General features: G+C 58.3%; 28 protein-coding genes. 17 read left to right on the top strand and 11 right to left on the bottom strand.

Annotated elements, in window-relative coordinates; translation table 11 throughout:
* Position 1 precedes the first annotated feature (1 nt).
* From DK870_RS24285 to recX, 9 genes are all read left to right on the top strand, one after another.
* On the top strand, positions 2 to 328 hold the full coding sequence (locus DK870_RS24285) for a hypothetical protein (protein WP_161549888.1): 327 nt from the start codon (positions 2 to 4) through the stop codon (positions 326 to 328).
* Positions 329 to 397: 69 nt separating this feature from the next.
* The gene (locus DK870_RS24280) at positions 398 to 1,480 is read left to right on the top strand and encodes a hypothetical protein (protein WP_161549887.1); all 1,083 of its coding nucleotides are present in this window, start codon (positions 398 to 400) and stop codon (positions 1,478 to 1,480) included.
* Positions 1,477 to 1,872, top strand: coding sequence for a hypothetical protein (locus tag DK870_RS24275; RefSeq protein WP_161549886.1), 396 nt, complete (start codon positions 1,477 to 1,479; stop codon positions 1,870 to 1,872). The genes DK870_RS24280 and DK870_RS24275 overlap by 4 nt, the downstream gene beginning before the upstream one ends.
* The gene (locus DK870_RS24270) at positions 1,865 to 2,056 is read left to right on the top strand and encodes a hypothetical protein (protein WP_161549885.1); all 192 of its coding nucleotides are present in this window, start codon (positions 1,865 to 1,867) and stop codon (positions 2,054 to 2,056) included. Before DK870_RS24275 ends, DK870_RS24270 begins: the two co-directional genes overlap by 8 nt.
* Positions 2,057 to 2,117: 61 nt before the next feature.
* A complete protein-coding gene (locus DK870_RS24265; protein ID WP_161549884.1) occupies positions 2,118 to 2,675 on the top strand; it encodes a glycoside hydrolase family 19 protein in 558 nt (185 codons plus the stop codon).
* A complete protein-coding gene (locus DK870_RS24260) occupies positions 2,663 to 3,163 on the top strand; it encodes a lysis system i-spanin subunit Rz (RefSeq protein ID WP_161549883.1) in 501 nt (166 codons plus the stop codon). The genes DK870_RS24265 and DK870_RS24260 overlap by 13 nt, the downstream gene beginning before the upstream one ends.
* Positions 3,164 to 3,245: 82 nt before the next feature.
* Complete coding sequence (locus DK870_RS24255) at positions 3,246 to 3,746, top strand: CinA family protein (RefSeq protein ID WP_060753978.1); 501 nt, start codon at positions 3,246 to 3,248, stop codon at positions 3,744 to 3,746.
* A gap of 83 nt (positions 3,747 to 3,829) precedes the next feature.
* On the top strand, positions 3,830 to 4,888 hold the full coding sequence (gene recA / locus DK870_RS24250; RefSeq protein WP_060753979.1) for a recombinase RecA: 1,059 nt from the start codon (positions 3,830 to 3,832) through the stop codon (positions 4,886 to 4,888).
* A gap of 8 nt (positions 4,889 to 4,896) precedes the next feature.
* Positions 4,897 to 5,370, top strand: a complete 474-nt coding sequence (gene recX, locus DK870_RS24245; RefSeq protein WP_161549882.1) for a recombination regulator RecX — start codon at positions 4,897 to 4,899, stop codon at positions 5,368 to 5,370.
* A gap of 244 nt (positions 5,371 to 5,614) precedes the next feature.
* Here recX and DK870_RS24240 read toward each other — a convergent pair whose 3' ends face one another.
* Together DK870_RS24240 and DK870_RS24235 are read right to left on the bottom strand one after the other, a co-directional pair.
* The gene (locus DK870_RS24240) at positions 5,615 to 6,727 is read right to left on the bottom strand and encodes a TIGR00730 family Rossman fold protein (RefSeq protein WP_161549881.1); all 1,113 of its coding nucleotides are present in this window, start codon (positions 6,725 to 6,727) and stop codon (positions 5,615 to 5,617) included.
* A gap of 298 nt (positions 6,728 to 7,025) precedes the next feature.
* A complete protein-coding gene (locus DK870_RS24235; protein WP_090366453.1) occupies positions 7,026 to 7,466 on the bottom strand; it encodes a PA3611 family quorum-sensing-regulated virulence factor in 441 nt (146 codons plus the stop codon).
* A 178-nt stretch (positions 7,467 to 7,644) separates the two neighbouring features.
* Here DK870_RS24235 and DK870_RS24230 point away from each other — a divergent pair, with 178 nt between their 5' ends.
* The 3 genes from DK870_RS24230 (at position 7,645) to DK870_RS24220 (ending at position 9,541) form a co-directional block, all read left to right on the top strand.
* The gene (locus DK870_RS24230) at positions 7,645 to 8,394 is read left to right on the top strand and encodes a tRNA-uridine aminocarboxypropyltransferase (protein WP_161549880.1); all 750 of its coding nucleotides are present in this window, start codon (positions 7,645 to 7,647) and stop codon (positions 8,392 to 8,394) included.
* Positions 8,395 to 8,452: 58 nt separating this feature from the next.
* Positions 8,453 to 9,103 carry a response regulator transcription factor ErdR gene (gene erdR / locus DK870_RS24225; protein ID WP_060753984.1) on the top strand — a complete coding sequence of 217 codons (651 nt, stop codon included), beginning with the start codon at positions 8,453 to 8,455 and terminating at the stop codon, positions 9,101 to 9,103.
* A gap of 69 nt (positions 9,104 to 9,172) precedes the next feature.
* A complete protein-coding gene (locus DK870_RS24220; RefSeq protein WP_174554045.1) occupies positions 9,173 to 9,541 on the top strand; it encodes a diacylglycerol kinase in 369 nt (122 codons plus the stop codon).
* A 3-nt stretch (positions 9,542 to 9,544) separates the two neighbouring features.
* On the opposite strand, the gene DK870_RS24215 is transcribed toward DK870_RS24220, so the two are convergent.
* Positions 9,545 to 10,471: a LysR family transcriptional regulator gene (locus DK870_RS24215; protein ID WP_060753986.1), complete on the bottom strand. Its 927-nt coding sequence runs from the start codon at positions 10,469 to 10,471 to the stop codon at positions 9,545 to 9,547.
* A 125-nt stretch (positions 10,472 to 10,596) separates the two neighbouring features.
* Between DK870_RS24215 and fpr the strand changes: the two genes are divergently transcribed.
* The gene (gene fpr / locus DK870_RS24210) at positions 10,597 to 11,376 is read left to right on the top strand and encodes a ferredoxin-NADP reductase (RefSeq protein ID WP_017529767.1); all 780 of its coding nucleotides are present in this window, start codon (positions 10,597 to 10,599) and stop codon (positions 11,374 to 11,376) included.
* A gap of 54 nt (positions 11,377 to 11,430) precedes the next feature.
* On the opposite strand, the gene tsaA is transcribed toward fpr, so the two are convergent.
* From tsaA to DK870_RS24175, 7 genes are all read right to left on the bottom strand, one after another.
* Positions 11,431 to 12,126: a tRNA (N6-threonylcarbamoyladenosine(37)-N6)-methyltransferase TrmO gene (gene tsaA / locus DK870_RS24205; protein ID WP_161549879.1), complete on the bottom strand. Its 696-nt coding sequence runs from the start codon at positions 12,124 to 12,126 to the stop codon at positions 11,431 to 11,433.
* Positions 12,127 to 12,129: 3 nt separating this feature from the next.
* Positions 12,130 to 12,591, bottom strand: coding sequence for a DUF1456 family protein (locus DK870_RS24200; protein ID WP_161549878.1), 462 nt, complete (start codon positions 12,589 to 12,591; stop codon positions 12,130 to 12,132).
* Positions 12,592 to 12,663: 72 nt separating this feature from the next.
* Positions 12,664 to 13,374 carry an rRNA pseudouridine synthase gene (locus DK870_RS24195; protein WP_161549877.1) on the bottom strand — a complete coding sequence of 237 codons (711 nt, stop codon included), beginning with the start codon at positions 13,372 to 13,374 and terminating at the stop codon, positions 12,664 to 12,666.
* Positions 13,375 to 13,445: 71 nt separating this feature from the next.
* Positions 13,446 to 13,919, bottom strand: a complete 474-nt coding sequence (locus DK870_RS24190; protein WP_060753990.1) for a GNAT family N-acetyltransferase — start codon at positions 13,917 to 13,919, stop codon at positions 13,446 to 13,448.
* 109 nt (positions 13,920 to 14,028) lie between these two features.
* Positions 14,029 to 15,369, bottom strand: a complete 1,341-nt coding sequence (rimO, locus tag DK870_RS24185) for a 30S ribosomal protein S12 methylthiotransferase RimO (protein WP_060753991.1) — start codon at positions 15,367 to 15,369, stop codon at positions 14,029 to 14,031.
* A gap of 181 nt (positions 15,370 to 15,550) precedes the next feature.
* On the bottom strand, positions 15,551 to 15,886 hold the full coding sequence (locus DK870_RS24180; RefSeq protein WP_090366443.1) for an addiction module antidote protein: 336 nt from the start codon (positions 15,884 to 15,886) through the stop codon (positions 15,551 to 15,553).
* Entirely contained in the window at positions 15,883 to 16,206 is a 324-nt protein-coding gene (locus tag DK870_RS24175) for a type II toxin-antitoxin system RelE/ParE family toxin (RefSeq protein WP_090366441.1), read from the bottom strand. Before DK870_RS24175 ends, DK870_RS24180 begins: the two co-directional genes overlap by 4 nt.
* A 415-nt stretch (positions 16,207 to 16,621) precedes the next feature.
* Between DK870_RS24175 and DK870_RS24170 the strand changes: the two genes are divergently transcribed.
* The 3 genes from DK870_RS24170 (at position 16,622) to DK870_RS24160 (ending at position 20,421) form a co-directional block, all read left to right on the top strand.
* On the top strand, positions 16,622 to 18,523 hold the full coding sequence (locus tag DK870_RS24170) for a potassium transporter Kup (protein WP_161549876.1): 1,902 nt from the start codon (positions 16,622 to 16,624) through the stop codon (positions 18,521 to 18,523).
* 225 nt (positions 18,524 to 18,748) lie between these two features.
* Positions 18,749 to 19,855: an NADH:flavin oxidoreductase/NADH oxidase gene (locus DK870_RS24165; RefSeq protein WP_060753993.1), complete on the top strand. Its 1,107-nt coding sequence runs from the start codon at positions 18,749 to 18,751 to the stop codon at positions 19,853 to 19,855.
* A 380-nt stretch (positions 19,856 to 20,235) separates the two neighbouring features.
* Positions 20,236 to 20,421: a hypothetical protein gene (locus DK870_RS24160; protein ID WP_060753994.1), complete on the top strand. Its 186-nt coding sequence runs from the start codon at positions 20,236 to 20,238 to the stop codon at positions 20,419 to 20,421.
* Positions 20,422 to 20,480: 59 nt separating this feature from the next.
* On the opposite strand, the gene DK870_RS24155 is transcribed toward DK870_RS24160, so the two are convergent.
* Positions 20,481 to 22,106, bottom strand: a complete 1,626-nt coding sequence (locus DK870_RS24155) for a glucan biosynthesis protein D (RefSeq protein ID WP_090366438.1) — start codon at positions 22,104 to 22,106, stop codon at positions 20,481 to 20,483.
* A 325-nt stretch (positions 22,107 to 22,431) separates the two neighbouring features.
* On the opposite strand from DK870_RS24155, the gene DK870_RS24150 reads away from it, so the two are divergent.
* Positions 22,432 to 23,139, top strand: a complete 708-nt coding sequence (locus tag DK870_RS24150; protein ID WP_161549875.1) for a tellurite resistance TerB family protein — start codon at positions 22,432 to 22,434, stop codon at positions 23,137 to 23,139.
* The last annotated feature ends 191 nt before the right edge of the window (positions 23,140 to 23,330 follow it).

Genomic DNA, 23,330 nt, shown 5'->3' with positions numbered 1-23,330 from the left:
TATGAGAGCAGTTATTGAATTACGCGGCGCTGAGGGCGATTGCTTGATTGTCCCGTTCAGCAGTCCAAAAGTCACTTCAAAGCGCAAAGCTCAAGGTGTTTATGAGATACGAGGCACGCATGGCCTTGTTACCCTCGCACCCGAAGGAAACGGATGGGGTTACAGCATGGGGGTGGGTGAGAAAGATGTAGTAGCTGTAATCACTTATTACAGAAAAGTCATGACCGTCAAGCTTCAAAAAGATGGACAGCCCTACGACCTGTCTGGAGCCATTTCTCTGCATAGTGAGATTGCTGATTCCGACCCGGTGAAGTTGCCTGATTTTTAGTCAAATGAAAGACCGTTTTTAAAATGCCGCCATTGTGCGGTTTTTTTTACTTTTTTCGGAGGCGCACAAATGGCACGACAAGAAATAAATCTAGGCATAGCCCCAACTGGGCTCGGTGGAGATACGCCCCGCAGCGCCAATATCAAAGTCAACGCGATGACACAGGAGCTCTACAGCCGAGTCAACGCGCTGGGGACGGCTGCAACCGCTTCAGTAACGTCCTCTCATACAGACTACGCAGTTGGCAAGATTCTGCAAACTGGTGATTTTGGTGTCGGTACGCTGACGGGAGTACGTCTTCCGAATGACAACGCAAACATTGCGCAGGCTTCTGGTGAATATTGGACGGCGGGGGTCTGGGACGGCTCAGTCTTTCCGGGTGTTGATGGGCGAAATCAAGGCTATCTGACCATTAGGGTATGGGCCAATCAGTCTTATATAAGCCAGACGTTTCGTGGATTGAATAAAGAATCCGGAGCGTGGGAACGAGTTTTGGAAAATGATGTATGGCGTCCCTGGAATAAACTAATTGATAACTCTGGCAATCGAGGCTTTGCCTTGGGAACTTCTGGCGGCTCGTATCCAGAACAAAATCTAAATGCGATGACGACCGGTATTTATGGTCAATATAATGCACCCGGTAATGCATTTGCTGCGACCAATATATTATCTTGCAACTGGGCACCGGACCCGCAGTGGTATAGCCAACTCTCCATGGGGGTCTCAGCTCCCGCCCTTCATTATCGTTGTGTAAGTTCAAGCTCAGGTGCGCAGAGCTGGGTGCATGTATTAACCAATGCCAACGTCATCGGTGTCGTACAAAGTTCTTCGCAGGGACTCCCCCTGCCAGTTAATTCGGCGATTGTCGAACGAGCTGGTAACGGCGATCGTTGGTATGTGCGGTATGTGGGAGGTTTACAGATTTGTGGGGTTCGTTTCACTGGCTACACATTAGCCGCAGGACAAGTTGTGAAGCCTTGGCTGGCAACTTTTGTGGACGGACCTTCGGTTGCGGTGAATAATCTACCATCGAGTTATTGGGATACTGTTTCGAGCTATTATGCTGATACAGCAAACTTTGTTTTTCGTCCTTTACAAGAAGGTGGCAGTAATACAGTCACCGCAACGGCAATAGGCAGGTGGCATGCATGATTATTAATTATATACCTTTTCGACCATTTTCTGACGGTAGGGTCACTCCAACGACAGCCTTCGTTGAGGGAGAAATACTTGTACTCAATGGTGAGGCAATTGACTTGTCGTTAATTCCGGAAGATACCATACTTCCAATAACTGCGATCGATAATACATTGTTTGGTGGGCCGATTATTCGTGCCAACGGACGTCTTGAATTGACGTTGAAATTGGCGGTAGATGCCGATGCTCCGGACTATATGTGGGTTGATGGCCAAGTGGAGGTAGAAAAGGGAAATGTCCCATTCCCGGTAGCATCATATAGACGCGAGACGGAGTGGGATCTCGCTTCTCAGGTGTCTGTATCGTCAGGCGCAATAAATGTTTCTAAGGAGAAATTTGATGTTTGATCTCAGCCAAGTCCAGAAGATTAAAACCGATGCGGTTCTTGAACAGGAACTTACCTCCAACGAAGCACTTGCGTATCTGGCATCCACTGATTGGTTTGGTTTGCGCCTACTTGAGGAAAATAAACCGATTCCTCCAGATATTCTGGCGGCTCGGTCGTTAGCGCGAAGCAAGGTCATCGCATAAAGTTGCTCAGATAATACCTCAATATGGCTGGCGAGATATTTTAGTATGTTGAAAGGAATCTATGATAATTACTCAGCAGCAACTCTTAAAAATATTGCCCAAAGCTCGTACTTATGCGAGTTTTTTTATATCAGCATTGAATATGGCGATGGTGCGTTTTCAGATTGACTCACCTGCGCGAATTGCTGCCTTTTTAGCTCAAGCAGGCCACGAGTCCGCGCAACTGCGCTACGTTCGCGAACTGGGCAGCGACCAATACCTGAGCAAATACGACACAGGCTCCCTGGCCGCCCGTTTGGGTAACACGCCCGAAGCGGATGGCGATGGCCAGAAGTATCGTGGGCGGGGCCTGATCCAGATTACCGGCCGGCGCAATTACCTGGCATGCAGCCAGGCACTGTTTGGCGATGATCGCCTGCTGCAACAACCTGAACTGCTGGAGCAGCCCCAATGGGCGTGTGAATCCGCTGCCTGGTTCTGGCAAAGCAACGGTTTGAACGAACTGGCCGACAAGGACCTGTTCGACACCATCACCCGGCGCATCAATGGCGGGCTCAACGGCATGGAGGACCGCCTGCAATTGTGGGCGCGGGCGAAGGCGGTGTTATGCATTACTTGACTATCGTGCGCCTGATCGGCGTCTGCCTGCTGATGGTGGTCGTCTGGCAAGTGCAGGCTTGGCGCTACGGTGAGCAGCTTGAGCATCAGGAGGAACTGCATGCCGATGCGCTCAACCAGCAAAGCCAGGCCGCTGCGCATCAGTTAATGATGGTGCAGGAGCAACGTCTGGCCCTGGAGCAACAACTCAACGCCAGCGACCAACAACACACCCGGGAGTTAAGCGATGCCCAACGCAACCAGACTGCTTTGCGTGACCGCCTGGCCACTGCTGATGTGCGGTTGTCAGTCCTTCTCGACGCCAGCGACCCCGCCAACGGTTGCGCAATGCCGGCCACCGCCACCTCCGGCGGCGTGGTTCATGCAGCCCCGCGAGCCCGACTTGACCCAGCGCATGCTCAAAGAATTATCGGCATCACCGACGACGGTGATAACGCCCTGATTGCCTTGCGTGCCTGTCAGGCGTATGTGCAGGCCGTCGCCCGGTAGTTTCTTGATGCACGCTGTAACTTGCATGGCCGATGGGCTCCTGTAGGGTAGGCGAACCCCCCGCCCATCCCTGGAGACGACCGTGAAGGAAATCACTCAACTGGCTGCTGAACTGGGCCGCCGCTTGCAGTTGCTCAATGCCCACGTCACCACCGCCGAGTCCTGCACCGGTGGCGGCATCGCCGAAGCCATCACACGGATACCGGGCAGTTCGGCCTGGTTCGAGGCGGGTTACGTCACCTATTCCAATCGACAGAAGACCCGGCAGCTGAATGTGCCGGAAGCACTGTTCCGCAAGGTTGGCGCGGTCAGCCAGGAAGTGGTGGAGGCAATGGTCCGGGGTGCCCAGGAAAAAAGCCTGGCGCGGTTTGCGGTGGCGGTCAGCGGGGTGGCGGGGCCGGATGGCGGCTCGCCGGACAAGCCGGTGGGCACGGTATGGCTGGCGTTCGGCGTGGGCGACGAAGTAACGAGCGAGCTGGCGCACTTCCCCGGTAACCGGGATGAGGTCCGCCGACAGACGGTAAAGGCCGCGCTGGAGGGCTTGATGCGACGAGCTGCAGCAGAAATAGAAAATCAGGGGTAGGCGATCTCGGATCTTTGTGGAACAATACTGTCTACTTATACAGGTGTTGGCCGCCAGGCCTTATTGATTACGTGAGGACTTTAATGGACGACAACAAGAAGAAAGCCTTGGCTGCGGCCCTGGGTCAGATCGAACGTCAATTCGGCAAGGGTGCCGTAATGCGTATGGGCGATCACGACCGTCAGGCGATCCCGGCTATTTCCACTGGCTCTCTGGGTCTGGACATCGCGCTCGGCATTGGCGGTCTGCCAAAAGGTCGTATCGTTGAAATCTACGGTCCTGAATCTTCCGGTAAAACTACCCTGACCCTGTCGGTGATTGCCCAGGCGCAAAAAATGGGCGCTACCTGCGCGTTCGTCGACGCCGAGCACGCCCTGGACCCTGAGTACGCCGGCAAACTGGGCGTCAATGTGGACGACCTGCTGGTTTCCCAGCCGGACACCGGTGAGCAGGCCCTGGAAATCACCGACATGCTGGTGCGCTCCAACGCCATCGACGTGATCGTGGTCGACTCCGTGGCGGCCCTGGTACCCAAGGCTGAAATCGAAGGCGAAATGGGCGACATGCACGTGGGTCTGCAAGCCCGCCTGATGTCCCAGGCGCTGCGTAAAATCACCGGTAACATCAAGAACGCGAACTGCCTGGTGATCTTCATCAACCAGATCCGTATGAAGATCGGCGTGATGTTCGGCAGCCCGGAAACCACCACCGGTGGTAACGCGCTGAAGTTCTATGCTTCGGTCCGTCTGGATATCCGTCGTACTGGCGCGGTGAAGGAAGGTGACGAGGTTGTCGGTAGCGAAACCCGCGTTAAAGTCGTGAAGAACAAGGTGGCTCCGCCATTCCGTCAGGCTGAGTTTCAGATTCTCTACGGCAAGGGTATCTACCTGAACGGCGAGATGATCGACCTGGGCGTGCTGCACGGCTTCGTCGAGAAGTCCGGTGCCTGGTATGCCTACAACGGCAGCAAGATCGGTCAGGGTAAGGCCAACTCGGCCAAGTTCCTGGCGGATAACCCGGATATCGCCGCCACGCTTGAGAAGCAGATCCGCGACAAGCTGCTGTCTGCAGCGCCTGACGTGAAAGCTGCCGCCAACCGCGAACCGGTTGACGAGATGGAAGAAGCCGACACTGACATCTGAAGCAAACGATGACTGTTGTACTGGATACACTCGTCGCCGTTCGGCGCACTGCAATGGACCTGCTCGCTCGCCGCGAGCATGGTCGAGTCGAGCTGACGCGTAAACTGCGTCAGCGCGGCGCAGAGCCTGAGATGATCGAAACCACCCTTGACCGTTTGACGGAAGAGGGGCTGCTTTCCGAGTCTCGTTACCTCGAAAGTTTTATTTCCTATCGAGCCCGTTCTGGTTACGGCCCTGCGCGAATTCGCGAAGAGTTGGGCCAGCGTGGCTTGCAACGTGCTGATATCGACCTCGCCCTGCGTGAGTGCGGTATCAGTTGGCAGGCGCAGTTGGAAGACACCTGGCGGCGTAAGTTCTCCGGGCATCTGCCGGTGGATGCCAAAGAGCGTGCGAAGCAGGGGCGTTTCCTGAGTTATCACGGGTTTCCGATGGAAATGATCAGCCGCTTATTAAGCGGCCGAGATATGGACGAGCTGTTGTAGTGAGCGGGCTTGCCCCGCGCTGGGTGGCGCAGCCGCCCCAAATCCGTCACCTCGGTTTTTCTGAAACACCGTAGCGTAGTTATTGGGGCGGCTTCGCCACCCAGCGCGGGGCAAGCCCGCTCACTACAGATGACCCGTTCTCATCTCACCGGTTAAAGGCGGCAGGGCTGCACAGCAGTTGCTATACTAAGAACACCAAAAAGGCCCACTATGAAAATAGTGGGCCTTTTTTTTTGCTCAAAAATCAAGCCGTCTCCGGCTCCACCCGCTGTTGGGTCTTACCCTGGGCCTGTGCCCAGTTTTCCGGCAAGTTGATGTAGTCCACCAACTCCCGCAGCCGGCCTTGATCCCGTCCATTGAAGTTGAACACCAGTCGTGTCAAATGGCTGAACCTCGGCTCGTCGTGGTCTTCGCCCGTGTAGGCGAGCTGCTGGAACTCACCACTCAGGCGCAGGCTGGCAAATTCGTTCTGCAAGTGGGCCAGTGCACGATCACTCAGCGGATGATTCATGCGCACCACAAACTCGCGTTTCAGCCAGCGCGTGGAGTGGAAGTTGGCATAGAACCGGTTGATCTCTTCCACTGCTTCTTCGGCGCTGTACACCAGGCGCACCAATTTAAGGTCGGTGGGCAGGATGTAGCGATTGGCTTCCAGCTGGCTGCGGATAAAGTCCAGGGCGCCTTGCCAGAACCCGCCCCCCGGTGCATCCAGCAGCACCACCGGTACCAGTGGGCTCTTGCCGGTCTGGATCAGCGTCAATACTTCCAGCGCTTCGTCCAAGGTGCCGAAGCCTCCCGGACAGAGCACCAGCGCGTCCGCTTCCTTGACGAAGAACAGCTTGCGGGTGAAGAAGAAGTGGAATGACAACAGGTTCTCGGTGCCATCGATGGTGGGGTTGGCGTGCTGTTCAAACGGCAGGGTGATATTGAAGCCGAGGCTGTGTTCCAGGCCTGCGCCTTCGTGCGCTGCCGCCATGATGCCGCCGCCGCCGCCGGTGATCACCATCAAGTCTGACTGTGCCAGCATCGCGCCGACTTCCCGCGCCAAGGCATACAGCGGGCTTTCGACGGGGGTACGGGCCGAGCCGAACACGGTCACCTTGCGCCGGTCCTTGAATTGTTCCAGTACACGGAACGCGTTATCCAGCTCACGGATCGCCTGCAGGGTGATTTTGGCGTTCCAGCGGTTACGATCGTCTTGAGCCATGCGCAAAACGGTGAGAATCATGTCGCGATAAAGGGGGATATTCGGGCTGTTGGCGGCTATCAGCTGGAGCTGCGCGTCGACCTGCTGTGTGAGGTCAGTCCCGTGTTCTTCAAAATGGCGAAGCAGGCGATCATTCGATTCGTAAGGCATTCAACTTCTCCTTTTCTTGCAGGGCCTGGGTAGTCGACGAACGCATCGTCGGTGGCCACGACACTGCATGTGTCATGGCGTGCCGCAGTAAGGCAGGCCTCTTTTGCCCTGAAAATGTTACAGAACAGCAGGTGAAACGGCTGTGAGCGACAATAAGGGGATGGCTTGATCATGTGCCGAAAAACCCTTGGCTGGCAACCGCTTATTGGTCATTCAGCATGAAGTTTAGCGGGGGCGGGAACGCAAGCTGGGGGAAGAGCGCACCGCTGGACAGCAGCGCGCGGGGAACGAGCAAAGGTTACTTTTTCTTCTTGGCCGCAGCCGGTGCCGGGCAATCGGATTCTACGAACTTGACCGACGCCACTGGGCGATTGGTCTTGTTCTCGGTGATTTCATAACGCATCACCGCACCCTTGGCCATCAGTTCGCGGTAGCCCTGGTTCAGGCATACGCTTTGCCCCAACTGGAAATAGACGGCTTTCGGATTGTCACGCATTTGCTGCGCTCGATCAGGCTGCACGCTCAGGTGGTCGATCAGCTGCATGCCTTCAACGGTGTAGGCCACTTCCAGGGTTTTTTCATCGATTTCCCGGGGCAGGTCCTTGTTGCTCTCGGCCGCGACGCTTTGCAGCTTCCTGTTCATTTGGGCCTCCAGCAGCGAGGCCGCATGGGCGCCTGCGGGTATGACCAACGCAAGGGCGACGGATGGGGCGACAAGACGCAGCATGGAACGCAGCATGAAACTCTCCTGATTCGGTTACTGGTGCATAGACCAGCCACTGCGCTGTGCGTTCAGTGGCGCGCAATTATAGGTGACCCCTTGCCACTACAGCCAGGCGTATCGCTGGTAAACTGCTGCCACTTAAGCCTTCATCGAGTTCTCCTGTGTCGATTTATCCCTCCTTGCGGCGTATTCCATGAGCCACGCCGTCTCCCGCCTGCGTTCCGAGCGTCTGGCACGTGCTGTCAGGCCATTCCTCAATCGGGGTTCGCGTGCTGAGCGATGCCCAGGCTGCCGGGTTATTCCCCAGTATTGCCTGTGCGCCTGGCGACCCCAGGTGCAGGCCCGGTCGGCGATGTGCCTGCTGATGCACGATGTGGAGCCAATGAAACCGAGTAACACTGGCTGGTTGATTGCCGATGTGATCGCTGACACCACTGCGTTCGCCTGGTCACGCACCGAAGTCGATCCCCAATTGCTCACGTTGCTGGCTGATCCGCAATGGCAACCGTATATCGTGTTTCCCGGCGAGTTCGTCGCGCCTGAACGGGTTGTCAGCGAAGTGAGGGTGGAGGAGGGCAAGCGTCCACTCTTTATCTTGCTGGATGGCACTTGGAGTGAGGCGCGTAAGATGTTTCGCAAAAGTCCGTACCTGGAGCACTTGCCGGTGCTGAGCCTTGCACCGGAACAGCTGTCGCGGTACAAGCTGCGTCGCTCCAAGCGCGATGATCATTTCTGTACCGCAGAAGTCGCGGCGCTGTGCCTGGAGTTGGCTGCCGATCAGGCGGCGAGCGAAGTGCTGGATGCTTACCTCGATGTATTCAGCACTCATTACCTGGCTGCCAAGTTCCAGATGCCCCTGGGCCTGGGGGATAGCGTCCATAGGCGCCTGACGCCCTACATTGCGACGGTATCACCAGACGACGTTTGCATGATGGCACCGTAGCCGAATCCCCCGCTAAAATGCCTCCTCGGGCACCCCAAAAAACAGGATCATTTAATCAATGGCCACATACGAAATCCTGATAGCCGATGACCATCCGCTGTTTCGCAGTGCACTGCATCAGGCCGTAACCCTGGGCCTTGGCCCCGATGTCCGGTTGGTCGAGGTGGCCAGCATCGCCGAACTGGAGGTCCGCCTCACCGAAAAATCCGACTGGGACCTGGTGCTGCTAGACCTGAACATGCCCGGTGCCTATGGTTTTTCGGGTTTGGTATTGCTGCGCGGGCAATACCCGCAGATCCCGGTGGTCATGGTGTCCGCCCAGGAAGAGGCCGACGTGGTGGTGCGTTCCAAGGAGTTTGGTGCCAGCGGTTTCATTCCCAAGTCCAGTGCCATGGAGGATATCCAGAACGCCGTGCGCAAGGTGCTTGATGGCGATGTGTCCTGGCCGCCGCAGGCATTCGAAGAGGTCAACGTATCCGACGAAGCCAAAGCCGCCCGTGACGGTTTGGCCAGCCTGACCCCCCAGCAGTTCCGGGTGCTGACCATGGTGTGCGAAGGCTTGTTGAACAAGCAGATTGCCTACGAGTTGAGTGTGTCGGAAGCGACCATCAAGGCTCATGTCACCGCGATCTTTCGCAAGTTGGGCGTGCGTACGCGCACCCAGGCCGCGTTACTCTTGCAACAACTTGAGTCAATTTCACAGCATTAAGCTGCAACGCATTCACGCTTTTTTGACTTTGCGTGATCTAGTTTCCCCACTTCTTTGGTTCAGTTGCCTATCTCTATGTCGCCTTTCAAGGGTCAAACCGGTATCAAACGTATCTTCAACGCAGGTGGCTATTCCCTGGATGGCCTGCGTGCAGCTTTCACCGGCGAGGCGGCGTTTCGCCAACTGGTGTTGCTGAACGTCATCCTGATTCCGTTGAGCTTTTTCCTGCATGTCAGCCGGGTTGAACGCGCCTTGCTGATCGCCGTGTGCCTGCTGGCGTTGATCGTCGAATTGCTCAACTCGGCGGTAGAGGCCGCCATTGACCGCATTTCCCTGGACCGTCACCCCTTGTCGAAAAACGCCAAGGATATGGGCAGCGCCGCGCAACTGGTGGCGCTGACCATGATTACCCTGGTATGGGCCGTGATCCTGATCTGAGGATCAGGCAATGTTCGGCAGTACGATTTCGTCGCTGCGCTGAACGCCGGCGGTGAAAGCGCGGCATAGTTCCAGGAACTCGCGCATGGCGGAGGTCTGGTACTTCTGTTTATGCCAGATGAAGTAGAACTGCCGGGCCAGGTCCAGGTCCGGGGTTTCAACCGGCACCAGGCTGCCACGGCGGAATGCATCCCTCAGCGCAAGCCGGGAGATGCAGCCGATGCCCAGCCCGGACTCCACCGCGCGCTTGATCGCCTCGGTATGTTCCAGTTCCAGGCGGATATTCAGCGCGCTGCGGTGATGGCGCATCGCTTGGTCAAACGTCAGGCGCGTGCCCGAACCTTGTTCACGCAAGATCCACGCCTCATGGGTCAATTCTTCCATGCTCGCCACGCCGCGCTTGGCCAGGGGATGTTGCGGTGCGCAGAACACCACCAGCTCATCTTCTACCCAGGTTTGCACCTCGATGTCCGGGTGGCTGCAGTCGCCTTCGATTAGACCCAGGTCAATTTCGTAGTGCGCCACCTGGTGCACGATATGTGCAGTGTTCTGCACATGCAGCTTCACCTGGCTCTCCGGGTGCTGTTGCATGAAACTGCCGATCAGCAGCGTGGCCAGGTAGTTGCCGATGGTCAGGGTGGCGCCGACCGCCAGCGAGCCGAAGCCGGACTTGCCGTTGAGCAGGTCTTCGATCTCCTTGGCCTGGTCTAGAAGCGCGACGGCCTGGGGCAACAGTTGATGCCCGAGGGCGTTGAGACTCAGGCGCTTGCCGGCGCGGTCGAACAGTTGGCAACTGGATTGACGCTCCAGCTCGGTGATCGAGGTGCTGGCGGCGGATTGAGATAAGGCCAGAAGGCCAGCAGCGCGCGAGACGCTTTCCTGCTGGGCGACGGCGACGAAAACCTGCAGTTGACGGAGAGTAAATCGCATATCGATATAACCGATAACCCTTATCTTAATAATCCAGTTAACAGATATTGTCGCCGCCATTAGAATACGCTGCAATTGCGCACCTATATTTCTGGCGCAGACCCATTTCCAGGAGTCCCCCGTACATGAGCAACATGAACCACGAGCGTGTCCTCAGTGTTCATCACTGGAACGACACTCTGTTCAGCTTCAAGTGCACCCGCGATCCGGGCCTGCGCTTCGAGAACGGTCAGTTCGTGATGATCGGCCTGCAACAGCCCAACGGCCGCCCGCTCATGCGTGCTTACTCCATCGCCAGCCCTAACTGGGAAGAGCATCTGGAATTCTTCAGCATCAAGGTGCCCGATGGCCCGCTGACTTCCCAATTGCAGCACTTGAAGGAAGGCGACGAGATCATCATCAGCAAAAAACCGACAGGCACCCTGGTGCTCGACGATTTGAAGCCGGGCAAACACCTGTACCTGCTCAGCACCGGTACTGGCCTGGCTCCGTTCATGAGCGTGATCCAGGACCCGGAAACCTACGAGCGTTTCGAAAAGGTGATCCTGTGCCACGGCGTGCGTTACGTCAACGAAGTCGCCTACCGCGAATTCATCACCGAGCACCTGCCGCAGAACGAGTTCTTCGGTGAGGCGCTGCGTGACAAGTTGATCTACTACCCGACCGTGACCCGCGAGCCGTTCGAAAACGAAGGCCGCCTGACCGACCTGATGCGCAGCGGCAAGTTGTTCCGCGATATCGGCCTGCCGCCGATCAACCCTGAAGATGACCGCGCCATGTTGTGCGGTAGCCCAAGCATGTTGGACGAAACCAGCGAAGTGCTGAACAGCTTCGGCCTGAAGGTTTCGCCACGCATGCGTGAGCCGGGCGATTATCTGATTGAGCGTGCGTTCGTCGAGAAGTAAGCGCTGTCAAAATGTGGGAGGGGGGCAAGCCCCCTCCCATATCGGGTTTGCGGTTTATCCAGCGGTAAGCACTTCCAGCACGCAAATCACTCCGGCCTCGGGATAGTGCCAACGCACATCCACATCCCAGAACTGCGCACCATACTCACGCTCAGGCCCAGGCGTCTGATAGGCCGGCCGCGGGTCCTGTGCCAGGCATTGCTCGATCAATTCCACCAACGGCTCATCCAGCCTGTGCGCATGGCCTTGTGCCTGATGCAGGGCGGTCTTCAGCCATTGCACCGGGATTAGCAGCGGCGCGCTGCTGGCGATGCTGTTGGTGGCGCTGCCGATAATGTCGGCGTAGGGCACATAGGGCTTGATATCCAGTACTGGCGTGCCATCGAGCAGGTCAATTCCGGAAATCCACAGCCGACCCGGTTCCACCTTGTCCAGCTTCACCACCGATTGGCCGATGCCGTTCGGTCGGTGAGTCGCGCGGGTCGCAAACACGCCCATGGACGTATTGCCCCCCAGGCGCGGTGGGCGCACTTTCAGGCGTGGCTTGTCTTCCAGGGCCTGATGAAACAGGAACAGCAGCCACACATGGCTGACCTGTTCCAGGCCCTGCACCGCCTCACCGCCGTCAAACGGCGCCACCAGCTCCAGCACGCCACGCGCGGCAGGCGCCAGTTGTGGCTGGCGCGGGATGGCGAATTTCTCCTTGAAGCAGGAGCGCACAAAGCCGACGGGGGAGACGTTGTAGGCCATGGTTCAGGGGCGAACGCGCATGGTGAGGCCCTTGAGGAAGTTACGCAGCAACTGATCGCCGCACGGGCGATAGTTGGTGTGGCCGAATTTGCGGAACAGTGCGCTCAGTTCCGGTTTGGACACTGGGAACTCGGCGGCCTTGAGGATCGTGTGCATGTCGTCTTCCTTCAGTTCGAAGGCCACACGCAGTTTCTTGAGGATGATGTTGTTGGTCACCGGGGTTTCGATCGGTTGCGGCGGACGACTTTCGTCCTTGCCGCGCTTGAAGATCACCAGGCCATCAAGGAAGTGAGCCATGACTTCGTCCGGGCAGAACACAAAGCCTTCTTCCTCATCCTTCTTGAGGTAGGTCAGCAAATCGTCCTTGGTCACGTCCATGCCGCCGAGCTTGATGATTTCGACCATCTTGTTGTCGCTGATGTCGAGCATGTAGCGCACGCTGCGCAGTACGTCGTTGTGAATCATGGTAGGCAATCCTGGTATTCAACTGAGGACACCGCCGCCATGGGGGCGATGCCGATAAAAAGGGGCAGTGGCTTAGAACTTCTCTTTGGCGGACAGGTAGCGCCATTGGCCCACCGGCACTTTGCCGATGGACACGCCGCCGATGCGGATGCGCCGGATGGCGATGACTTTCAAGCCGACCGCTTCGCAGAACAACGCAATCACGCCCGGTTGCGGGTTTTTCATCGCAAAACGCAGGCGGTTTTCGTTCTGCCAGCTGGCTTTGACCGCCGGCAGTTCCTTGCCTTTGTAAGTCAGGCCGTGGTTCAGGCGGTTCAGGCCATGGGCAACCATGTCGCCTTCGACCTCCACCACATATTCCTGCTCGATCTTGGCGGCGTCGGCGGTCAACTTGCGCAGAATTTTCCAGTCCTGGGTAAACACCAGCAGGCCGCTGGCGTTGGCTTGCAGATCGGCGCTGGCGGTCAGGCGCAGGAAGTGGCCCTTGAGCGGGCGCTTGCCGAAACGGTGTTCGTCCGACAAGGTTTCGGCGCTGATCGAGGCCATGGCGGTCTCGACATCCACGCCGGCAGGCGCGTGCAGCAGGAGGGTCACCGGCTCTGGCGCGGTAGCCTTGGCCTCGGGGTCGAGTTCGACTTTTTGGGTGGTGACCTTGAACTGCGGTTCGTCGATCACTTCACCGTCCACCGAGACCCAGCCGCCTTCGATAAACAGCTCAGCCTCCCGTCGGGAGCAGCCAACCAGTTCGATCAGACGTTTGGAGAGGCGTATGGGGTCAGTCATGACAAGGGCCGTAACAAAAGGGGGCAGCTATTGTACCTGTGTGGGCGCGGTTAATCCCGGCTCCATTTCATTTAGCCGGGTTGGGCTCGTTGCTGCACCTGGCGCAAACGCATGTGCAGCAAAGGATACGGCTGGCCCAGGCCATCCTGCTCTGCGCGTCCGATCACCTCGAACCCTTGTTTGAAGTAGAAGCCCAGGGCCTGCGGGTTCTGTTCGTTGACGTCCAATTCATCGGCATTCAGGTGCTCGATCGCGTATCGCAACAGTTGGCGGCCCAGGCCCTGGCCACGGTGCTGGGGGGCGATAAACAGCATCTCGACCTTGCCGCCCGCTACCCCGGCAAACCCGGTGATGCGTTGGTTCCGGTCTTTGGTGCAGATCAGCATGACCGAGTCCAGGTAACGCGTCAGCACCAGTTCCTTAAGCAATACGATGTAACTGTCCGGCAGGAAATCGTGGGTCGCCCGCACCGAGTCTTCCCAGAGCTGCGCCAGGTGCGTGTAGTCGCTGCTTTTGGGTGTATGGATAACTGAATGCTGACGCATGCCCGCTGCCCCTTGCCGATGATCGGCGACGATGGGCAAACGATAGACCTAAAAAGCCCCGCATCTTGTCCAGAGGCAGGGCTTTTTTAAAATATTTCAAAGGCGCTGATCAGTCGCGCTTTTCAGCCCACAAATCGTATTCGTCGGCATCGGTCACGGTGCACCAGACCTTGTCGCCTGGCTTCAAGCCGCTGGCATCGTCGATGAACACGTTACCGTCGATCTCCGGCGCATCGAAGAAGCAGCGGCCCACCGCGCCTTGCTCGTCGACTTCGTCGATCAGCACTTCGATTTCCTTGCCGATGCGCAGTTGCAGGCGCGCCGAGCTGATGGCCTGCTGGTGCGCCATGAAACGCTCCCAACGGTCCTGCTTGACGTCATCCGGCACCACGGCCAGGTCCAGCAGGTTGGCCGGGGCACCTTCGACCGGCGAGTACTGGAAGCATCCGACGCGGTCCAGCTGCGCCTCAGTCAGCCAGTCCAGCAGGTACTGGAAGTCCTCTTCGGTTTCGCCAGGGAAGCCGACGATGAAGGTGGAGCGGATGATCAATTCCGGGCAGATCTCGCGCCAGTTCTTGATGCGCGCCAGGGTCTTGTCTTCGAAGGCCGGACGTTTCATGGCCTTGAGCACTTTCGGGCTGGCGTGCTGGAACGGGATGTCCAGGTACGGCAGGATCTTGCCGGCGGCCATCAACGGGATCAGTTCGTCGACGTGCGGGTACGGGTAAACGTAGTGCAGGCGCACCCACACGCCCAGGCTGCTGAGGGCTTCGCACAGTTCGGTCATGCGGGTTTTCACCGGCGCGCCGTTCCAGAAACCGGTGCGGTACTTCACGTCGACACCGTAGGCGCTGGTGTCCTGGGAGATGACCAGCAGCTCTTTCACGCCGGATTTGACCAGGCGCTGGGCTTCGTCGAGGACGTCACCCACCGGGCGGCTGACCAGCTTGCCGCGCATCGAGGGGATGATGCAGAAGCTGCAGCTATGGTTGCAGCCCTCGGAAATCTTCAGGTACGCGTAGTGGCGCGGGGTCAGCTTGATACCTTGCGGCGGCACCAGGTCGATCAGCGGGTTGTGGTCCTGCTTGGGCGGCACCACTTCGTGCACGGCATTGACCACCTGCTCGTACTGCTGCGGGCCGGTCACGGCCAACACGCTTGGGTGCACGTTGCGGATGTTGCCTTCTTCCACGCCCATGCAGCCGGTCACGATGACCTTGCCGTTTTCCTTGATGGCTTCGCCGATCACTTCCAGGGATTCGGCCTTGGCCGAGTCGATGAAACCGCAGGTGTTGACCACCACTACGTCGGCGTCCTGATAAGTGGACACCACGTCATAGCCTTCCATGCGCAGTTGCGTCAGGATGCGCTCGGAGTCTACGAGCGCCTTCGGGCAACCCAGGGAAACAAAGCCGACCTTGGGATTGGCCGTCGCGGGAGTGGTGGACATGTCTAACCTCGGTATTGAATGACGCCGCCAGTCGGGCACGACAAGGCGGTAGACGGGCGCTTGGCGCGCCTCTGATCAAAAAGTGCGCAATTCTAGCGACGGGCAACGCACTTGACCAGCTTTATACAGGGAAATACGACGAGTGCTGTATTGGGGAATCCGTACAGCCCTTACCATGCTCTTAAGCTCGGGCGTCATGCTCTGCGCGGTGTGAAACAACTTTAGACATGCCCACACCTAAAGCTTGAAGCACCTTCAAGAGCGTGGAGAGCTTTGGGTCGCCACCGATAGCGATGGATCTATAGAGATTGGCTCTATTGAGCCCCGTATTTTGCGACAGGCTGAGCATCCCACCACGAGCCTCCGCCACTCGACGAATTGCGACAAGGAAGGCGTCCTCACCCCCGGCCTCATCGATTTCCTCAAGTGCTACAGATAGATACTCGAGAGCAAAGGCTTCGTCGTTTCGGAGCATTTCGAGAACGCTGTCTTCATGAGAGCGAGTACGAATGGTCATTTTTGCTGCACCTTGTAAGATTTCCAGAGAGCCTTGGCCTGATCGATATCGTTTTGCTGTCTGGTCTTGGAACCACCGCCCAACAGGAAAACAATCTTCCGATCCTGAATTGCGTAATACACACGAAACCCTGGTCCGAAATCGAGCTTCATCTCAAAAACTCCATCACCCACGGGCTCGGTAATGCCAAAGTGGCCAAGGGACGCCCGGTCCACTCTGGTGGTGATTCTCGCTTTTGAACGCGTGTCTTGCACGGTGTCTAGCCAAGCTTGATAGATATCCACGCCATTGGCTGACAGTACGTGTTTCACTTCGTACATGAGGAATGTACCTTAAAAGAGACAGGTCGATGATTGAATTTTTTGTATCGACGGCGCGTGCCATGCGGGATCACGATTTATTGATCAGGTACGTTGGTCAAAAATTTTTCGCTTAGACCACTGAGGCAGCACTACTGAGCCGGGCCGAAAATATACGGCTGGCCGTTAAGGTGATCAATGCAGGCAAAAAGGCTCCAAGCTGCAGTGACGTCTATGTAAAGACCGCATAAAAAGACACTCGAATCACTTGAGCAGGGAAATACGACGAGTGCTGCGCTATGCTTCGCGCCGTTGCGCACGGGTAAAACCCCGAGGTCAATAAAACGTCTGTTACGAGAAGTAAATCAGCGCATGCTAGGGTCAGCTCAGATGCGCTGGTTATATAAGACCTCAGGTCAAAGGGCAGGAGTGGTTGATGGGTCAGGCAAGTAGTCAGGCAGCAGGTGCCGAGCATTCCAACGCAAAGCCGATTGGCATGCTGGTGGCGGCGGTCGGGGTGGTTTACGGCGATATCGGTACCAGCCCGCTCTATACCCTTAAAGAAGTGTTCACAGGTGGTTACGGGGTTCAGGTCAACCATGACGGGGTCTTCGGCATTCTGGCGCTGATCTTCTGGTCACTGCTCTGGGTGGTATCGATCAAATACGTACTGTTCATTCTGCGTGCCGATAACCAGGGTGAGGGCGGCATCATGGCCCTGACGGCGCTGGCGCGGCGGGCGGCGTCGCCGTACCCGAAACTGCGCTCGGTGCTGGTGATCCTCGGCTTGATCGGCGCGGCGCTGTTCTACGGCGACAGCATGATCACCCCGGCGATCTCGGTATTGTCGGCGGTCGAGGGTCTGGAGCTGGCCTTTGACGGTCTCGAACGCTGGGTGGTGCCGCTGTCGCTGGTGGTGCTGGTCGGGCTGTTCCTGATCCAGAAGCACGGCACCGACCGCATCGGCAAGCTCTTCGGACCGGTGATGGTGGTGTGGTTCCTGGTGTTGGCCGGGCTTGGCATCCACGGCATTTTGCAACACCCGGAAGTGCTCAATGCACTGAACCCGGCGTGGGGCGTGCGTTTCTTCGTGTCCCATCCCGGTATGGGCGTGGCGATTCTTGGCGCCGTGGTACTGGCCCTGACCGGTGCCGAAGCCCTGTATGCCGACATGGGCCACTTCGGGCGCAAGCCGATTGCCCGCGCCTGGTTTGCCCTGGTACTGCCGGCGCTGGTGCTCAACTACTTCGGCCAAGGTGCTTTGCTGCTGGAAAACCCCGAGGCGGCGCGTAACCCGTTCTACCTGCTGGCACCGGACTGGGCATTGATCCCGCTGGTCGCGCTGTCGACGCTGGCCACGGTGATTGCGTCCCAGGCCGTGATTTCCGGGGCGTTTTCCCTGACCCGCCAGGCGATCCAGCTGGGTTACATCCCGCGCATGCACATCCAGCACACCTCCAGCGCCGAGCAAGGCCAGATCTACATCGGCGCGGTGAACTGGTCGCTGATGGTCGGCGTGATCCTGCTGGTGCTGGGTTTTGAATCCTCCAACGCCTTGGCTTCGGCTTACGGGGTGGCGGTGACGGGCACGATGCTGATCACCAGCATCCTGGTATCGGCGGTGATGCTGTTGCTGTGGAAATGGCCACCGGTGCTGGCGATTCCGGTCCTGATCGGTTTCCTGCTGGTGGACGGCCTGTTCTTCGCCGCCAACGTACCCAAGATCGTTCAGGGCGGCGCCTTCCCGGTGTTGGCGGGGATTGTGCTGTTTATCCTGATGACCACCTGGAAGCGCGGCAAGGAACTGCTGATGGACCGCCTTGAGGAAGGCGGGCTACCGCTGCCGATTTTTATCAGCAGCATCCGCGTGCAGCCGCCGCATCGCGTGCAGGGCACGGCTGTGTTCCTTACCGCGCGGCCTGACGCCGTGCCCCATGCGCTGTTGCACAACCTGTTGCATAACCAGGTGTTGCACGAGCAGGTGGTGATGCTGACGGTGGTCTATGAAGATATCCCGCGCGTGCCCGCTTCACGGCGTTTCGAAGTGGACGCCTACGGGGAGGGGTTCTTCCGGGTGATCCTGCATTTCGGCTTTACCGATGAGCCGGACGTGCCCGAAGCCTTGAAACTGTGCCATCTGGACGACCTGGACTTCAGCCCGATGCGCACCACCTATTTCCTCAGTCGCGAAACGGTGATCGCTTCGCGCATCAAGGGCATGGCGCGGTGGCGCGAAAGCTTGTTTGCCTTCATGTTGAAGAACGCCAACGGCAACCTGCGTTTCTTCAAGCTGCCGGTAAACCGGGTGATCGAGCTGGGCACCCAGGTCGAGATGTAAGTTTTTGCAGCACGGGAGCCGGCAATCGGCTCCCGCTTTGTTTCTGAACCCTGTGCAATCCATCGTTGTCGACTAGGCTCTAAGCACTGTTATGCAGGCGCGCCCTTGCCCGCGAAAAACGTCAACGTTAACGCGTCTATCCTGGGTGAACACGGCGCCCGTGAGGCTTTCGCGAGCAAGCGCGCTCCTGCAAAAAGTGCCCAAAAAGTCCAGAAGAGGTGCGCCATGAGTCAGCTGCTCGAACCTTACACACTGCGCCAATTGACCCTGCTCAATCGTATTGCGGTGTCGCCGATGTGCCAGTATTCCAGCGAAAACGGCCTGGCCAATGACTGGCACCTGGTGCACCTCGGCAGCCGTGCCGTGGGGGGCGCCGGCCTGATATTTACCGAAGCCACCGCCGTCACTGCCGATGGCCGCATCACTGCCCAGGACCTGGGCCTGTGGAACGACGAACAGATCGAACCCCTGCAGCGCATCACGCGGTTTATTGCGGCCCAGGGGGCAGTGGCCGGTATTCAACTGGCCCATGCCGGGCGCAAGGCAAGCACCCATCGGCCGTGGATCGGCAAACACGGCAGTGTCACGCCGCAAGAAGGCGGCTGGGTGCCGGTGGGGCCGTCGCCGATCGCCTTTGATCCCAACCATACCCAACCCAAGCCGCTGGACGAGGGGCAGATCCAGCAGGTGATTGCCGATTTTGTCGCTGCCGCCAAGCGCGCCTTGACCGCCGGGTTCGAAGTGGTGGAAATCCACGCCGCCCACGGCTACCTGCTGCACCAATTCCTGTCGCCCCTGAGCAATCAGCGTCAGGACCGCTATGGCGGTTCCTTTGAAAACCGCATCCGGCTGGTGCTGGAGGTGACCGAGGCCGTCCGCGCCGTGTGGCCCCAGGAGTTGCCGTTGTTTGTGCGGGTGTCGGCCACCGACTGGGTGGAAGATGGCTGGAACCCCGATGAAACCGTGGAGCTGGCGCGCCGCCTCAAAGACCTCGGCGTGGACTTGATCGACGTGTCTTCCGGCGGCACCGCCGCCAATGCCGAGATTCCCACCGGCCCGGGCTACCAGACCCGTTTTGCCGAGCGAGTGCGCAAAGAGTCCGGTATTGCCACCGGCACTGTCGGCATGATCACGGAGCCGGCCCAGGCCGAACACATCCTGCGTACCTGCCAGGCGGACATCATTTTCCTCGCTCGTGAACTGCTGCGTGACCCTTATTGGCCGTTGCATGCCGACGATGATCTGGGCGGGCGCAAAGCCATCTGGCCGGCGCAGTACCAACGGGCGACCCATCGCGACCAGCCGATCCACGAGTCGGATCTCAGGGACTGATCACCTGCACACGCAGCCAAAACCCACCCTGGCACGGTGGGTTTTTTCTTGCCTACGTTTAACTGGCATGTCGATCCTGGATCGCTGAAAAGGGACTTCTCAATGTAGGTCGAAGGCGTATTAAAAGGTCCGCGCAGGCTTATGAACGCCCGCTGTATCGTCCTCTTCGTGAGAATGCCCTGTAGGTGTTTGTTACCGAAGAAAAATTTTAAGTGAATACTCTAAAAAAATCCCACGCATGGCGAGATAGTTTCTACGCTTAGGGTAAGCCCGGTTTCTGGCCCAGGGAATCAGGCTGTGAGTCCTTGAAGACATTGCGTTTCACGGCAGGCGGGTAATGGGCATGAGGAATATTTGATCGATTTCAGGAGAAGCAGTCCATGGCCAAGTCCTATGGTGTAGCGGGTGTGGTGGTGTCTTTTCTGACCCGCAGGGTGTTCTTGCGTAGCCGAAGGTTGAGTTCGGATGAGGCCGAATTACTGGCGCAGTACCGCGCCCTGACCGAGAGCGATCAAGTGGCGATGCGGTACCTGATCGGGGCGATGAAGAGTGTTTCGCGGTTCTGAACCACCCGCTTGATATGTGGGAGGCGCGATGCCCCTCCCACATTATGGCAACCGGTGCGTCAGGTGTACTTGCGCTGTTCCGGTGCCGGCGGGAAGTATTGATACAGCCAGGTTTCACTCAGGGTACGGTCCTGCGTGCGGATAAACAGCCGCAATTCCACCGGCTCGACGCTGTCGCTGGTGGGGTACCAATCGAACAGAATGCGATAGCCCTTGATGTTGTCGAGCGCCAGCACGCTGAAATCCTTCACCTGGCCATGGGAGCAGGTCACCACCGGCTCAATCCCGGTGCCGGCCGGCAGGCGGTCCAGGCCGCCGCCCTTGAAGTCCACGGCAAACCGGCGTGCCCATACTTCAGGGTAGTGCTCGCCCGGTGCCCAACCTTCGGTAAAGCCACCCATGCCTGAGCGTGTGGCGTCGACCTGCGCCAACGGTGTGCTGACCGGTGGCAAGGCGCTCCAGTAAAGCTTGTAGCCATAGTTGAGCGAATCGCCGGCGGCCACGGGCTTTTTCGGGGTCCAGAAGGCCACGATGTTGTCCAGGGTTTCGCCGGTGGTGGGGATTTCCAACAGGTCAATGGAGCCTTCACCCCAAGCGGTCGTCGGTTCGACCCACAGGCTTGGACGCTTGCTGTACCAGTCGACGGTGTCCTGGTAACTGGCAAACTCATGGTCGGTCTGGACCAGGCCGAAACCTTTCGGATCGGTATCGGCAAAGGCGTTGAACTGCAGTTTGGCCGGGTTGTTCAGCGGGCGGCAGATCCACTCACCGTTGCCGCGCCACATCGCCAGGCGGTCCGAGTCGTGGATTTGCGGGTGAATGGTGTCGCACATGCGACGCTCGTGAGTGCCGCAACTGAACATGCTGGTCATCGGTGCGATGCCCAGTTGTTCGATGGCGGTGCGCGCATTGATATGCGCATCGATGGCCATCACCACTTGGTTGGCCTGGCAGTCGATATCGAAGCGGTAAGCCCCGGTGGCGCTCGGCGAGTCGAGCAGGGCGTAGACCACAAAGCGCGTGGCGTCCTTGTCCGGCGTTTCAAACCAGAACTGCGTGAAGTCAGGGAATTCCTCGCGTTTTTTCGCGTAGGTATCAATCGCCAGGCCGCGTGCGGAAAGGCCGTATTGGCCGGTGGAGTCCACGGCTCTGAAGTAGCTGGCGCCGAGAAACGACAGCACGTCATGCCGATCCAGTTCCGGCGCCTTGAACAGCTTGAACCCGGAGAAACCCAGGTCGCCGGTCAACTGCTGGGTGTCCACGGTGGTTTTGGCATAGTTGAACAGTGAAGGGCGGAAATGCACCTCGCGCGCCTCACGGGTCTTGGGGTCGACGCTGTGCATGCGCACGGGCGTCTTGAAACCCATGCCGACGTGGAAGAACTGCACGTCCAGTTGGCCGTTCAATTCCTTCCACAGCGAATGGTTGCCGTCGTAGCCGATGGCGTTGAAATTCTGCGGTGTCATGTTCGCCAGGGTCGGCGGCAGCACCTGCTTGGTGTCCTTGTATGCGGTCCCGGCGAGTTGTTTGGCCTGGGCCTTCAGCGACTCAAAATCGAAGGCCACGGCCTTGCCATCGGCGGCGCGGTTGCCGGCCCAAGCCTGTGCGGCCAACAGGCCGCTGGCCGACAAACCGGTGTAAGCCGCAATGGCCATGGATGCTTTGAGCAAATTCCTGCGGTGCATAGAGACAACCTGTCGTGAGCAAATCCCGCGCCGGCCTTGGCGCGTGCTGGATTAAAAATAACGGTTCGGACATGCCTTCGGCCAAACGCTACGGACAATAAACAGACGCTGGATAGCTTAAGCGGTTCGATGAGCCAGGAAAATTGATTGATGGCGGCATGATGGCTTTGCATGTGAAACAAAGCATTTCCGCCGCCCCGCTGTCGTTATCTCTGGCCTTACACCGACGTTACATCTGGAAGCACTCTAGGTCGGGGTTTTTTAGCACTTAGTTTTACGCTGGGGGCCTATTGGTCCTATGAACCCAAGTGTCTGGAGGTTGCGAATGAATACCCGTGGATTACTCGATCAGTTGCTCAAGTCTGGCCAGGATATGTTGCAGAACAAAGCTGGTGGCCAACGTAAACAGGACGATAAAAGTGCCCTGGGCGGCTTGCTTGGAGGGGGTGGCCTGGGCAGCCTGCTCGGCGGTGCGGGCGGCGGCGCCCTGGCGGCGGGAGCCATGGGGCTGTTGCTGGGCAACAAAAAAGCCCGCAAGTTCGGCGGCAAGGCCCTGACCTACGGCGGGTTGGCGGCACTCGGCGTGATTGCCTACAAGGCCTACGGCAACTGGCAGGCGCAACAGGCCGGCGTAGCACAAGGCGAACCGCAAACCATCGACCGCCTGCCGCCGGCCCAGGTCGAGCAGCACAGCCAGGGGATCCTCAAGGCACTCGTGGCGGCCGCCAAGGCCGACGGGCATGTCGATGAGCGCGAGCGGGCGCTCATCGAAGGGGAGTTCACCAAGCTGGACAACGACCTCGAGCTACAACGCTGGCTGCACGCCGAGCTCAACAAACCGCTCGACCCGACCGACGTCGCCCGCGCTGCCGCCACGCCGGAAATGGCCGCCGAGATGTACATCGCCAGCGTGATGCTGGTCGACGAAGAAAACTTCATGGAAAAAGCCTACCTCGACGAACTGGCCCGCCAGCTCAAACTCGAACCCGGCCTGAAAGCTGAGCTGGAAAAGCAAGTGCGGTTGAACGCATAACCCCAGGTAGCACGCAAAACCCATGTGGGAGGGGGCTTGCCCTAATGCTAGTCAGTTAAAAGAACCTGCCGCAACCAAACTCTGTAGTGAGCGGGCTTGCCCCGCGCTGGGCGGCAACGCCGCCCCAACAAAGACGCCGCGGTATTTCAGGACCGAGGTGCCTGCGTTTGGGGCGGCTACGCCACCCAGCG

It is taken from the genome of Pseudomonas sp. Q1 (genome assembly GCF_009935975.1).
Classification (GTDB): Bacteria; Pseudomonadota; Gammaproteobacteria; order Pseudomonadales; family Pseudomonadaceae; genus Aquipseudomonas; species Aquipseudomonas palleroniana.
This window is presented reverse-complemented; position numbering and strand designations above follow the sequence as displayed.

Bases quoted from the DNA above. Each gene is read 5' to 3' on its own strand.
- DK870_RS24180 (WP_090366443.1), bottom strand. From the start codon at position 15,886: ATGACCATTCGTACTCGCTCTCATGAAGACAGCGTTCTCGAAATGCTC.
- DK870_RS24275 (WP_161549886.1), top strand. From the start codon at position 1,477: ATGATTATTAATTATATACCTTTTCGACCATTTTCTGACGGTAGGGTC.
- tsaA (WP_161549879.1), bottom strand. From the start codon at position 12,126: ATGGCCTACAACGTCTCCCCCGTCGGCTTTGTGCGCTCCTGCTTCAAG.
- DK870_RS24215 (WP_060753986.1), bottom strand. From the start codon at position 10,471: ATGCGATTTACTCTCCGTCAACTGCAGGTTTTCGTCGCCGTCGCCCAG.
- DK870_RS24200 (WP_161549878.1), bottom strand. From the start codon at position 12,591: ATGATTCACAACGACGTACTGCGCAGCGTGCGCTACATGCTCGACATC.
- DK870_RS24230 (WP_161549880.1), top strand. From the start codon at position 7,645: ATGAGCCACGCCGTCTCCCGCCTGCGTTCCGAGCGTCTGGCACGTGCT.
- recA (WP_060753979.1), top strand. From the start codon at position 3,830: ATGGACGACAACAAGAAGAAAGCCTTGGCTGCGGCCCTGGGTCAGATC.
- DK870_RS24265 (WP_161549884.1), top strand. From the start codon at position 2,118: ATGATAATTACTCAGCAGCAACTCTTAAAAATATTGCCCAAAGCTCGT.
- recX (WP_161549882.1), top strand. From the start codon at position 4,897: ATGACTGTTGTACTGGATACACTCGTCGCCGTTCGGCGCACTGCAATG.
- DK870_RS24280 (WP_161549887.1), top strand. From the start codon at position 398: ATGGCACGACAAGAAATAAATCTAGGCATAGCCCCAACTGGGCTCGGT.
- DK870_RS24160 (WP_060753994.1), top strand. From the start codon at position 20,236: ATGGCCAAGTCCTATGGTGTAGCGGGTGTGGTGGTGTCTTTTCTGACC.
- DK870_RS24190 (WP_060753990.1), bottom strand. From the start codon at position 13,919: ATGCGTCAGCATTCAGTTATCCATACACCCAAAAGCAGCGACTACACG.
- fpr (WP_017529767.1), top strand. From the start codon at position 10,597: ATGAGCAACATGAACCACGAGCGTGTCCTCAGTGTTCATCACTGGAAC.
- DK870_RS24175 (WP_090366441.1), bottom strand. From the start codon at position 16,206: ATGTACGAAGTGAAACACGTACTGTCAGCCAATGGCGTGGATATCTAT.
- DK870_RS24170 (WP_161549876.1), top strand. From the start codon at position 16,622: ATGGGTCAGGCAAGTAGTCAGGCAGCAGGTGCCGAGCATTCCAACGCA.
- DK870_RS24240 (WP_161549881.1), bottom strand. From the start codon at position 6,727: ATGCCTTACGAATCGAATGATCGCCTGCTTCGCCATTTTGAAGAACAC.
- DK870_RS24165 (WP_060753993.1), top strand. From the start codon at position 18,749: ATGAGTCAGCTGCTCGAACCTTACACACTGCGCCAATTGACCCTGCTC.
- rimO (WP_060753991.1), bottom strand. From the start codon at position 15,369: ATGTCCACCACTCCCGCGACGGCCAATCCCAAGGTCGGCTTTGTTTCC.
- DK870_RS24285 (WP_161549888.1), top strand. From the start codon at position 2: ATGAGAGCAGTTATTGAATTACGCGGCGCTGAGGGCGATTGCTTGATT.
- DK870_RS24270 (WP_161549885.1), top strand. From the start codon at position 1,865: ATGTTTGATCTCAGCCAAGTCCAGAAGATTAAAACCGATGCGGTTCTT.
- DK870_RS24155 (WP_090366438.1), bottom strand. From the start codon at position 22,106: ATGCACCGCAGGAATTTGCTCAAAGCATCCATGGCCATTGCGGCTTAC.
- DK870_RS24150 (WP_161549875.1), top strand. From the start codon at position 22,432: ATGAATACCCGTGGATTACTCGATCAGTTGCTCAAGTCTGGCCAGGAT.
- DK870_RS24260 (WP_161549883.1), top strand. From the start codon at position 2,663: ATGCATTACTTGACTATCGTGCGCCTGATCGGCGTCTGCCTGCTGATG.
- DK870_RS24235 (WP_090366453.1), bottom strand. From the start codon at position 7,466: ATGCTGCGTTCCATGCTGCGTCTTGTCGCCCCATCCGTCGCCCTTGCG.
- DK870_RS24195 (WP_161549877.1), bottom strand. From the start codon at position 13,374: ATGACTGACCCCATACGCCTCTCCAAACGTCTGATCGAACTGGTTGGC.
- erdR (WP_060753984.1), top strand. From the start codon at position 8,453: ATGGCCACATACGAAATCCTGATAGCCGATGACCATCCGCTGTTTCGC.